Here is a 12,670-nt window from a genome sequence, read left to right as displayed (position 1 = left end):
GTCAATAAATAAAAACCATCCGGAAGATGAAACGCCATACCTACCTATTAATTGTCCTGTTGCTGAGCTTTATTGCTTTAATTGGTAAAGCGCAAGTTGCGCCAGGCGGTGTAAGCTCGGGAACTTTTAATGGTTATAAAGCCGATATGTTTTCTGGCAGTTTTACACTGACATCGTCATTTGGTACTGGCACAACTAATGCAACGCCAACCATATGGGGTTACACGGGTACAGTTATAGGAAGAGAATTTGTGACCCAGATAGCGGATAATTATGGGATGGAATACAATGGAATTCTCTCAGTGCCGCAAACCGGGACCTATAGCTTTCAACTAATTAATGTTGATGACATTGCCGAGTTATATCTTAGCACTGACGGTGGAGTCACCTTTGTGAAAGTAGTTGAGAGGCTTACCACGGGAAATAGTGCAGTGGCCTCTAAAGCGTTAAATGCCGGCGACGTACTTATTAGGATAAAATTCATTGAGAAAACTGGTGCGGAGAGCTTAAAAGTTGTTTGGAGCGGTCCGGGATTAACAGCAAATTCAGAGATCGACGGTCGCTTTGTTAGGTATGAAAATGCTTTTTTAAGTCATTGGTACAAAGCAGATAACTCAACTACAGCTGCTAGTGGAACTAACGTAGGCATTAGCAAATACATTAACCAAGCGCCTAATTCCATCAATCAAAATAATGCAGAACTATTTGGAGGCCGGGCTTGGACTTCGGTAAGTGGGGTTCCAATTTTGATCAATTATAACTCTGCAGCCCAATTTGATGGCAATGACAATTATCTTTCAAAAAATGGTACAAATAGTTCTAATGGTTTAGTTTATCAAAATGGGCCTTTTCATGCGTATAATGTTTCGTCTTATTACACCAACATTGCAGGCACATCATGGGTTTGGGGATATGGATGGGATTGTAGCACCAATAATGTGCTTGGTTTTTATAAAAATGCTAATACCAGTGCATTGGGTATAGCCAGGGCTGGTAGTGTTATTTATTCTGCAAACCCATATGTGCTCAATGAGCCAAAAATAGAAGAAGGTTTTCATCAGTTGGAAACTGGTGCAAGTGCTACTAGAAATGTTTTGCGTGGCGTAAGAACCAATGCTAATAGTACATTTACCACCGACCAGACGTATGATTACGCAAATAACATCATCAATAAGTATGGTCTACAATACGGGGCATTGTGTGGTTCTTTTGTAAATGGTGCTTATTTGCCGGAGTTTATTTATTATCCTTTTAAGTTAACTAGTGTGCAATCTCAAAAGATAAATACTTACTTAGCAATAAAGTATGGTACAACTTTATCTGCTGGTGATTACCTATCTACCAACGGTACTGTGGTTTGGAATAGAACAGCAAATGCTTCTTACAACAACCGAATTTTTGGAATTGCAAGAGACAATGCAGAAGCATTATATCAGAAACAGTCGCAAAGTAGAATGCGCCCGGCAGGCAATTTAAGTAGCGAGTTTTTGAAGGTAAGTAAAGGTAGCTTGCAAACTACAAATGCGGCCAATACAGGAAGCTTAAATGATGGAGACTATGTATTGCTTGGTGACGATAATGCTGCTTTAGCAAGTCAGTCGACTGAGATACCCTCTGTAATTGATGATGGGTCCTGTACTTTCTTAAGGATTGCTCGTGAGTGGAAAGTTCAAATTACCGGAACACCCGGCACTGTTAATTTTATTGCAGGAAGTAGTGATGTGGGAAGTTTTAGGTTTTCCTCAAGTATGACAGGTTTAACCTTGATGGTTGATGCAGATGGCGATGGAAACTTTTTGACTGGAACTATAAGGCAGTACGCCGTAAGCAATTTGACAAATGGCGTTGCCACATTTACTGGAGTTGTTTTAAACAATGGCGAAATTTTTTCATTTGTTTGGAAAAAAACCTCACCAGGAGGTGTAAGTACGGGTTTAACACATTGGGTAAAGGCAAATGATAATACTGCTGCGGGAAATATGACTTCATGGGACGACCAATCAGGAGCAGGAGTTAATTTGCCTGCAACTAGTGACCCCGAGCTCATTAAAAATGTACTAAACTATAATCCAGTAGTTGAATTTGATGGTAATGATTATTTCTCTATCAGTACCTTTCCAACCGGAACCTTCACAAGTGCTGAAGTATTTGCATTTGGAAAATCATCTTCCATCACTACAACTCGTGGTCACATGTATAGGTATTTTGGGAATTCAGGTACCGGGCATTATACTTGGAGCGATGGCGGTATTTACGAATCTTTTGGTACCAATGATCGTTTTGGCTATAACCCTGCGAGTGGTGCTATACTAGATCTAAAAGCGGGTGTAGGAACAACATCTTTTAATTATAGCGCCCTCGATTGGAATTTACACAACGTGTTTGCCGCGACTAACAATTGGGGTATCAATGTAAATGGGCGTTCGTTAGTTTCTTCAACAACTAACACCGTTGATTTTACAAGCCTAAGTACAAGTATCGGAGCAGTTCCAAATTATATTTTTCTTGGACAGATTTCGGAGGTTTTCTTATACAACAGAGTGCTCAGTCCAGCAGAGCGTAATAAAGTTAACACCTATTTGGCAATTAAATACAGCCAAACCATTAACCAAAGTACGTTGCAAAACTATACCTCTAGCAAAAACTTAACAATATGGAACGCCACAGCCAATAGCACGTACAAAAACTACATTTTTGGTATAGGTAGAGATGATTGTTCAGGCCTAGACCAAAGGCAATCTAAGTCAAATGAATATGCAAAGTCAACCAATGTGAGATTTGGTCTTGGCACCATCAATGAGCTTGGTAACGAACTTAACAATGTATCGTTTACGAATGATCAACAATTTTTGTTAATGGGTGCTTCGCTAAGCGGAAATGCTGGGTTTTTTAGCCAAAACAGCAATTCGGGTATTCCATCAAGCTATGCTGCTGTAAACTGTAATCCAAAACGTTGGAACCAAGCGTATAAAGTAGCTAATACGGCTAATGTAGCGCCTGTTCAAGTGATTGTAGGTAGTAGTACCACAGGGCTTAGAGTAACTAAGGGAATGGCCAATATACAGTTGGTGGTGGATTTAGATGGCGACGATAACCTGACTACAGGAACTCAAGTGTACTACTTAACTGCTTTGCGTAAAAATAACGAAGTAGTATTTAATAATGTTGATCTGCCACATAATGCTACCTGGACACTTGTTTGGTCTGAAGTTGCACCAGGTGGCGTAACAAATCCTAGTACTGGTACAAGTATATCGGGCAGCACGTATGTCAATGGCTTAGAGTATAAACTGTATTCACTGGGTACCGCTTCAGGTTCCATTGCTTCGGGTTTTAGTGCCTATAGCCCAACTTTATTAAGCAATGGTTATTACCATAATGCAACCAACTTTCACGATTTCGTACTCAATAAAATTGCCGATCAATTTGGATTGGAACTATCCGGTAAATTGTTTGTAGCATCTGGATCAACAACCTATCAATTTAGGGCCAATATTGATGATCAATTTGCATTAATCATCGATGGTACTACCATTATCGATCGTACTACTACAGCCACTAATTTTCTTTCTTCGGTTATTACACTCACGTCAGGTTACCACGATATCATAATTAGAGGTAGGGAACTAACCGGTGCTCAGGTGTTTGACTTGTCGTGGAATGGCGGCTCTGGCTCCACATTTACCGCTATTCCCGATGCCAATTTCTTTGTGCGTGTTGCCGGCCCTTCAGCTTGGTTCGCCGCAGATGATGGCTCTTTTTCTAGTGTCAACGATTTAGCTTCAATACCACTTAATACAATATGGTACGATCAATCAGTTAACGGAAACAATTTAGCGCTTACAAACGGCGATGCAGTTTATAGAAAAAATTCACTTCTCCGAAATTTCAATGAACAAGTTCGTTTTGATGAAGATAGATTTTCTAATAGTAGCAACTTAACAGGATTTGCCTACGGGAAGCAAAATAAAACAAATTTCTCAGTGTTAAGTTTTGCAAGTACAGGTGGTGTAGAGGTTGCTTACGGATGGGGAAGTTCTGGTACAGGTACCATACAGGGGCTATACTCTACCTCAACTGGTGACATAAATTATTGGGGCTTTGGGGTTGATGTCAGTATTGCAACTGCTTATTGGACAAGCACAGCCAGAACAAACAGCATTGCAACAATGTATCGCAATTCTAACATATTTGCCACTAACAACGCCTTTGGTTTCGGAGATAATAAACAATTAGGTAATCCAACGATTACAAGCTGGAGCACAACAATGGCGCCTTCAATACAATACCAAGCTGGTAATGGATATCCACAAACAGATAGTCAGGGATGGAATGGCGATATTGATGAATTGATTCACTACCCCTGGGATTTATCAGCGAGTGAAATGTTGAAGGTTAATTCGTATTTGGCCATAAGGTGGGGACTTACTTTAGATCAAACTACGGCTACAAATTATGTTGCCTCCGATGGAACCGTCATATGGAACGCCACCGCTAAGTCGGGTTTCAAAAATGACATCACTGGCATAGGTCGAGATGACTGTGGTGCGCTGGAGCAACTTCAATCAACAAGTATTGACGGGCCTGATATGGTTAGCATGGGACGTGGAGGCATTGCAACGAGCAATACGCTTAATTTAAATAGCTTCGCTTCCAATAAGTCGTTTATCATATTTGGCCATGATAATGGAGTGGTAACTAATTTGTCGCAAAGCAACATGCCCACAGTTTTTACAAGCTCAAGTTTCGGGTGTTATTCACGCCTGGGTAGGGTATGGCAAGCACAGGTTACTGGTACGCCAGGTACCGTATCCATACAAATGGGTAAAACAGGCGTAATGCTGTTTAGTAAAACTTATTATAAGCCTAAGTTAATGGTTAGTAACAGCGCAACAAATTGGACTAGCGCAACCATCTACAACGCAACCAGTGTTGTAAATGGGGTAGTTCAGTTTGATGACGTGACTATACCAGATGGAGCATTTTTTACAGTAGCAATTATTAATGCTGCACCTGGTGGTATTACTTCAAATTTAAATCTTTGGCTTGAAGCCAGCGATGGTCCATCAACCACTACTGACAATACTGCAGTTACTTCTTGGAACGATTTAGGCTTGCTAGGGATGAACGGCACCTCCGTGGGTAGTCCGCTATTTAGAAGTGGAGCAAGTGCTGTTGCGGCAAATTTTAATCCGGTGATGGGATTCAATGGTACTTCACAGTTTTTTAATTTGCCCACAGGTTTCAATGATTTTACCGCGGGTTTAACTTCATTTGCAGTGCTCAATACCAATTTTGGTACCGTAACATCTGGCGGAAGGATTTTACACCTGGCTTCAAGCGCAAACGCCAACTTATGGGCTTTCAATAGGCAGACGGCAACTAACAATGTGGGGTCGGAAAGTAGGAATGCTTCATCTACCATAATTGGGTCAATGGCTACTACTACAGCACCCTTGGCTGCGGCAAATGGGTTTAGCATATATGATGTAAGTTATGCTGCCGGTAGTAGCGGTGCAACAGCGATAGCAGGAACAATTTCGGTAAATGGCGCAGGCACTACAGTGAGCACCCTTGCCGTTCCAACAACAATTTCTCGAACTGTGAATAAGCTGGGCGCCGGAGGTAGTAGTACTGAGTGGATTAATGGCTATATACCAGAAGTTATCTTATACAATAAAGCGTTAACTGCTGCTGAGCGATTAAAGATACAATCGTATTTAGCGGTTAAGTATGGTAAAACTTTAAATTCTTCCGTTGCAGCTTATAAGAATGTGCTTAATGCGGATGTTTATAATTATGCTAATTTCTGGAATCGAATTACGGGGATAGCAAGGGACGACTGCCAAGGGTTGGAACAGCTACAATCAAAATCTGTAGAAAATGGGGCCTTAATTACTATCGGTAATGGGAATAGTCTTTTCGCAGACAACCCAAGTAACACAAATGCATTTACCACAAACAATACTTGGCTGTTATTTGGCGACAACAATAAAAATTTACTGTGGAGCGGGGTAGACTTACCTGTAGCTACAGATCATGTACGCATTAATAGGGTATGGCGTGTGGCTGAAACAGGAACTTTGGGCAACGTTTTTTTACAGGTGCCCGCCCACACATCGGCCTTAACAACAAAATTGCCAGCTCCAGATTTAGATAAGCCGGTTTATCTGCTAGTAGCAAATAGTGCAAGTAATGGGAAGTTCAGTAGCACTACGGGAGTAACCGAGGTGGAAATGACTTTAAATGGAGCCAACTGGGAAGTGAGCTATGATTTTGTTGATGGAGACTACTTTACATTTTCTACTGATAAGCTTTGTTTAGCTCCTGGGGGCATTACCGAAGGGATTACCACGTGGTATCGGATGGATAATAAAGCTGCGGGTACAATAGCTGCTACCTCTGGAACGCTAGCTGATGAAATGGGAAACCATACACTTACCAGAAATGCAAATGGTACTGCAACCGTAGCTTCGGGGTCATCTACTGTATTCAATTATAACAGCGTACTTACCTTGGCAAGCAATGCTGCGTTTTCTAAGACAAGTTTAAGCGAAACATCTGTTGTTAATCCTAACGAGGGGACAATGTATGGCGTGGCAACTTCGGCCACCAATTTATTTATGCTGAGTAATAATACCACCAATATTGTAGGAATCAATGGTCAGCCAAGGTTTATGGCTGGTACTGCTGGTGCCTTCAGTAACTCAACTTCTCCAAACATCTATAAAATAGGCATAGGTTCAGGAGTACTTAACGGCTCACAAAATGGCACTTCGGTTTCGTCCGGAACTGTGGCTACTAGTTTAGCCAGTGCGGCAACCTATACTTTGGGCTTGGGCACATTCCCTGCAGGAAGTAGCGCCTTTAATAATGCAACCATTGCCGAGGCTGTTTCATTCAATAGAGATTTAACTACCGTAGAAACGCAAATAGTAAATAGCATTTTGGCTATTAAGTATGGAGGAACTTTGTCTCATAATTATTTTCACCCTAGCTATGATGGAACTAATGCCGCTCAAGCAACTTTGTATAACATAAGTACCTATGGCAATAGAATTTTCGGTGTAGGCAGGGATGATGTAAGCTGCTTAAGCCAAAATCAGTCAATAAGTCAATTAACAGGAAGCATGCTAAAAGTAAGTGTTGATGGTATATTCAATACAGAGAATAGTAAATTGAGCTTAAATTTTGATAGCGACAGGTGCTTTCTACTACTTGGCGATGATAATGGGGCATTAACATGGGTTAACGGAGGTACAGCTGGCAACAGAGAGAAACCTTATGCATACAGTGGATCTAATTGTTGGGATAGGCGTATTAACAGGCAGTGGAAAGTAACTAACACGAACATGTCCGTAGGTGTACTGGTAGCAATACCTTCATCAAGTAGTTCAGCTGCCACAAAACTAGGTGCGTTACCAACACCGGAGCCAAGCGGTAACCCTTACAAGGTAGTAATGCTAGTCAACAAAAATCCAGATTTTTCAGTTAATGCGGGGCAAGTAGAAGTAGAAATGGATTTCAATTCCATTACTAACGATTTCGAGGCTAATTATCACTTTCCTAAAAATCAAACGGTGTACATCACTTTTGCCACTAGGTTATCCAATTGTGGGGTTCGGTGTATTGTTACTAATCTCAATATTAAAAAATAGATAGTAAAACGTTAAGCTAACTCAATCCAGCTGAAAGAGTCAAAAATCATATTTCGCCTTTGTATTTTTCATTAGTAAAGGTGCCAGCAATTGATATGGGGATTTTAAATAAAAACACGTTTTAGGTTAAGCCATTTTTAACTTGTGAAATTTTTCACGTAACCTCTTGATAGTTAAAAGAAATTGTTCTACTTTTGCAGTCCCTTAATGTAGGCTAGTTGTAAACTGCTAACGTCAAGGAAATTAAATAAATAATAGAAACAAAAAGCAAGAAATGCCAACCATTCAACAATTAGTTAGAAAAGGTAGAGTAGCACTGGAGTTTAAGAGTAAATCTCCAGCGTTGGACAGCTGTCCACAGCGAAGAGGCGTATGTACACGTGTATATACCACTACCCCTAAGAAACCAAACTCTGCAATGCGTAAAGTTGCCCGTGTACGTTTAACCAATGGAAAAGAGGTGAATGCCTACATTCCAGGTGAAGGTCACAACTTACAAGAGCACTCAATCGTGTTAATCCGTGGTGGTCGTGTTAAAGATTTACCAGGTGTACGTTACCACATCATCCGTGGTGCATTAGATACATCAGGTGTAGCTGGTCGTAACCAACGTCGTAGTAAATATGGTACTAAGCGCCCTAAACCAGGACAGGCAGCTGCAGCACCAGCAAAAGGTAAAAAGAAATAATTTAGGAGGACATTAGAAATGAGAAAAGCAAAACCAAAGAAGAGAATTATTCTTCCTGATCCTAAATTCAACGATGTTCAGGTTACAAGATTTGTAAACAACATGATGTTTGATGGTAAAAAATCTATCGCTTACGCAATTTTTTATGATGCTGTTGAATTGGCAGAGAAAAAATCAGGCGAAAACGGATTAGAAATCTTCAAACGTGCATTAGCAAATATTAGCCCAGCTGTAGAGGTTAAATCTCGTCGTGTGGGTGGTGCAAACTTTCAGGTACCTACTGAAGTACGTCCAGAGCGTAAAACTGCTTTAGGTATGAAATGGTTAATCAACTACTCGCGTAAGCGTGGTGAAAAAACCATGAAAGAAAAATTAGCTGGCGAAATGGTAGCAGCAGCTAAAGGTGAAGGTGCAGCAGTTAAGAAAAAAGAAGATACGCATAAAATGGCTGAGGCTAACAAAGCGTTCTCTCACTTCAGATTCTAAAAAGAAAATAACTAATTAGCTAATTCTCGGATTAGCTAATTAGCTAATAAAAAAAAGATGTCAAGAGATTTAAAATACACAAGAAATATTGGTATCGCTGCCCACATCGATGCTGGTAAAACAACTACTACTGAGCGTATTCTTTATTACGCTGGTGTAAACCACAAAATTGGTGAGGTACACGAAGGTGCATCTACCATGGACTGGATGGTACAAGAGGCGGAGCGTGGTATAACCATCACTTCGGCTGCTACTACCGTTTTCTGGAACTACCGTGGTGATAAATACCAAGTAAACGTTATCGATACCCCTGGACACGTGGATTTTACCGTAGAGGTAAACCGTTCATTACGTGTACTAGATGGTTTAGTATTCTTGTTTTCGGCAGTTGATGGTGTTGAGCCTCAATCGGAAACTAACTGGAGACTAGCAGATAACTACGGTGTGCCTCGTATCGGTTTCGTTAACAAAATGGACCGTTCAGGTGCTGACTTTTTGAAAGTAGTTAAACAAGTTAAAGACATGTTGGGTTCTGATGCTGTCGCTTTGCAATTGCCAATCGGATCTGAAGATGCTTTTAAAGGTGTAGTTGACTTAATCAACAACCGTGGTATTGTTTGGAACGAGCATGATAAAGGAATGACCTTTACTGAAGTGCCAATTCCTGATGATATGGTAGAAGAGGTAGCAATGTACCGTGAAAAATTATTAGAAGCAGTTGCTGGTTATGACGAGTCATTAATGGAGAAATTCTTTGATGATCCTAACTCATTAACTGAGCGTGAAATCTTAAACGCTTTACGTGCTGCAGTATTAGATAACTCAATTGTTCCAATGGTATGTGGTTCATCTTTCAAAAACAAAGGTGTACAAACTATGTTGGATTTAGTAATGGAGTTATTGCCATCACCATTAGATTCTGAAGGTGTTAAAGGTACTGATCCACGTACTGATGCTGAAATTTCTCGTAAACCAGATGTTAATGAGCCATTTGCGGCTTTAGGTTTCAAAATTGCTACTGACCCATTTGTAGGCCGTTTATGCTTTATCCGTGCTTACTCTGGTAAATTGGATGCTGGTTCTTACGTATTGAACACTCGTTCAGGAAACAAAGAGCGTATCTCTCGTATCTTCCAAATGCACGCTAACAAACAAAATCCTATTCCTTTTATTGAGGCTGGTGATATTGGTGCGGTAGTTGGTTTTAAAGATATCAAAACTGGTGATACCCTTTGCGATGAGAAACACCCAATTGTTTTAGAGTCAATGACTTTCCCTGAGCCAGTAATTGGTTTAGCAATTGAGCCAAAAACTCAAGCTGACGTAGATAAATTAGGTATTGCTTTAGGTAAATTAGCTGAAGAAGATCCAACCTTTAGAGTAGAAACTGATCAAGAAACTGGTCAAACTGTAATCTCAGGTATGGGTGAGCTTCACTTAGATATCTTGATTGACCGTTTGAAACGTGAGTTTAAAGTGGAAGTTAACCAAGGTGCTCCTCAAGTAGCTTACAAAGAGGCAATCACTGGTACAACTCAACACAGAGAGGTTTACAAAAAACAATCAGGTGGTCGTGGTAAATTTGCTGATATTCAAGTGGTAATTTCTCCAATTGACGCTGATTACGATAAAGGTGGTTTGCAGTTCGTGAACGAAATTGTAGGTGGTGCTATTCCTCGTGAATTCATCCCTTCAGTAGAGAAAGGTTTTGCTTCGGCAATGTCTAACGGTGTGTTAGCAGGCTATCCAATCAACGATTTCAAAGTTCGTTTAATTGATGGTTCATTCCACGCGGTTGACTCTGATGCTTTATCATTCGAACTTGCTGCTCGTATGGCTTTCCGTACTGCATTACCTAAATGTTCTCCAGTATTAATGGAGCCTATCATGAAGGTTGAAGTATTAACTCCTGAAGAAAACATGGGTGACGTAATGGGTGACTTGAACCGTCGTCGTGGTCAACTTCAAGGTATGGATACTCGTAATGGTGCTCAGGTAATCAAAGCATTGGTTCCACTTTCAGAAATGTTTGGTTATGTAACTCAGTTACGTACAATCACTTCAGGTCGTGCAACTTCAACAATGGAGTTTGATCACTATGAAGCAGCACCTAGAGGTGTTCAAGATGAAATCATCGCTAAGTCAAAAGGTAGAATCAAATCTGAAGACTAGTGATTAGATATTAGTAGTTAGTATTTAGAGGGTCAGCTTTTAGCTTGTACATTATCTAAATACTAACATCTAAATACTATTAAAATAAACCCGCCTTTAGTTATAAATAGCTCTAACTATCGGTTTAATTAAATAACAAAATGAGCCAAAGAATCAGAATTAAATTAAAATCTTACGATTACAACTTGGTAGACAAATCTGCTGAGAAAATCGTAAAAACTGTAAAGCCTACAGGCGCAGTAGTTAGCGGACCTATTCCGTTGCCAACAGAGAAAAAAGTTTTCACTGTATTGCGTTCACCACACGTAAACAAAAAAGCTCGTGAGCAGTTCCAATTGTGTGCTTATAAACGTCTTTTAGATATTTATAGCTCAAACTCAAAAACTGTTGACGCTTTAATGAAACTAGAATTGCCTAGTGGTGTTGAAGTAGAAATCAAAGTTTAATGATTTTAATACAGCAACAAAAAACCCCGAAAACTTGTTTTCGGGGTTTTTTGTTTAAGTCGAAATTCGAAATTCAAAAGTTAAAATTCAAAAGTGAAAATGCCTTGTCATTTCATCATTTACTCATTCAATCATTTACTCATTCAATCATTCAATCATTCAGTCATTCAGTCATTCAGTCATTCACTCATTCAGTCCTTCAGAAAACTTTTCTCCTAAAGTTTAATTTTCAGGTAGGTTTTAAAATAATCGCCCATTACTTCTGCAAATGCCTTAGCAAAAGCAGGTCTTCCTTCGGCATCGCGTACACCTTTGTAGTTACTTTCTATTTGCCATCCAAATACATTAGGATACTGAGTGGAAGTGTAACGACGAGTATTATAACCGCCATTGAAATATTTATCCTCTTCTAACGGTGCCTTATCTTGTTTAGATGGAACGGCGCTAAATCCCTCGTTGGCAATTAAAGTTCCGAAAGCATTTGAACCTATCAACAGCTGTTCAATATCTAAACTTTTATCGCTTGCTAAAATATTCGCTACTGATGATTTAGCTGCTACTTTAGTGTTTTTTGCATCTAAATCTCTCAGTTCATCTGCAGATATGGTATAGCCTAACTCAAAACGTTGCTTGGTATGTCCGTGTCCATGTAAATCGATGTAGATTGCTTTTCCGAATTTTTTAGTAGCTAATGCAATAGCGGTATCAATGTAGTTATGGAATTGGTTCCAAGGTTTTTCCATCGCCTTATTTCCACAGGTTCCTTCTTCCATTTCTCTGTTTTGATCAATATTTTTTCTAGATAAATTACAGATGATAATGTAAGGCCTAGCTTTATATTTTGCTAAAAATGCTTTTTCGATTTCTTTAACGAGTTCAATGGTCCTGGTATCCGTTACGGTTACCGCACCTTTGCAATCTCTAGTTCCTACATCAGGTAAGTTAATGGCGCCACCATGCGGTACGCTAATCACTATTGGTAAATCGCCAACTACAAATTCGGTCCATTTTTCGTCGTCGGTGTAAGTTTTGCCTACTTCCCATTTTTGCGCAAAAGCAAAAGCGGAAACTAACATTAAGGCTAAAGTAAACTTGATAAATTTCATTTCAATGCTTGTTTAAATTTTTTTAAGATGTAGCTTTTGATATAGACGGGGCAAAGCCATATAAGTACCGAAATAATTTTAACAATCTGCTTTTGGCGATGTCGGTTATTAAAA

6 protein-coding genes are annotated in these 12,670 nt (G+C 39.8%); 5 read left to right on the top strand and 1 reads right to left on the bottom strand.

The genetic code is table 11. The features are described 5' to 3' along the window. The first annotated feature begins 26 nt into the window (after nt 1-26). The 5 genes from DUT68_RS10230 to rpsJ all read left to right on the top strand — a co-directional run bounded on the left by DUT68_RS10230 (nt 27) and on the right by rpsJ (nt 11,450). Complete coding sequence (locus DUT68_RS10230) at nt 27-7,658, top strand: PA14 domain-containing protein (protein WP_113638085.1); 7,632 nt, start codon at nt 27-29, stop codon at nt 7,656-7,658. Between the two features lie 274 nt (nt 7,659-7,932). Next, complete coding sequence (gene rpsL, locus DUT68_RS10225; protein WP_010599925.1) at nt 7,933-8,346, top strand: 30S ribosomal protein S12; 414 nt, start codon at nt 7,933-7,935, stop codon at nt 8,344-8,346. 18 nt (nt 8,347-8,364) lie between these two features. Continuing rightward, nucleotides 8,365-8,832 (top strand): 30S ribosomal protein S7, encoded by a 468-nt coding sequence (gene rpsG, locus DUT68_RS10220; RefSeq protein ID WP_113638084.1) that lies wholly within the window; start codon nt 8,365-8,367, stop codon nt 8,830-8,832. A gap of 57 nt (nt 8,833-8,889) precedes the next feature. Next, a complete protein-coding gene (fusA, locus tag DUT68_RS10215; RefSeq protein ID WP_113638083.1) occupies nt 8,890-11,004 on the top strand; it encodes an elongation factor G in 2,115 nt (704 codons plus the stop codon). A gap of 140 nt (nt 11,005-11,144) precedes the next feature. Then, entirely contained in the window at nt 11,145-11,450 is a 306-nt protein-coding gene (gene rpsJ / locus DUT68_RS10210) for a 30S ribosomal protein S10 (protein WP_084237698.1), read from the top strand. A 215-nt stretch (nt 11,451-11,665) separates the two neighbouring features. Here rpsJ and DUT68_RS18335 read toward each other — a convergent pair whose 3' ends face one another. Next, complete coding sequence (locus DUT68_RS18335) at nt 11,666-12,556, bottom strand: hypothetical protein (protein ID WP_157960832.1); 891 nt, start codon at nt 12,554-12,556, stop codon at nt 11,666-11,668. Between the last annotated feature and the right edge of the window lie 114 nt (nt 12,557-12,670).

It is taken from the genome of Pedobacter zeaxanthinifaciens (assembly GCF_003313335.1).
Classification (GTDB): Bacteria; Bacteroidota; Bacteroidia; order Sphingobacteriales; family Sphingobacteriaceae; genus Pedobacter; species Pedobacter zeaxanthinifaciens.
This window is presented reverse-complemented; position numbering and strand designations above follow the sequence as displayed.

Coding starts and splice junctions, on each gene's coding strand:
- DUT68_RS10230 (WP_113638085.1), top strand. CDS start 27: ATGAAACGCCATACCTACCTATTAATTGTCCTGTTGCTGAGCTTTATT.
- rpsL (WP_010599925.1), top strand. CDS start 7,933: ATGCCAACCATTCAACAATTAGTTAGAAAAGGTAGAGTAGCACTGGAG.
- rpsG (WP_113638084.1), top strand. CDS start 8,365: ATGAGAAAAGCAAAACCAAAGAAGAGAATTATTCTTCCTGATCCTAAA.
- fusA (WP_113638083.1), top strand. CDS start 8,890: ATGTCAAGAGATTTAAAATACACAAGAAATATTGGTATCGCTGCCCAC.
- rpsJ (WP_084237698.1), top strand. CDS start 11,145: ATGAGCCAAAGAATCAGAATTAAATTAAAATCTTACGATTACAACTTG.
- DUT68_RS18335 (WP_157960832.1), bottom strand. CDS start 12,556: ATGAAATTTATCAAGTTTACTTTAGCCTTAATGTTAGTTTCCGCTTTT.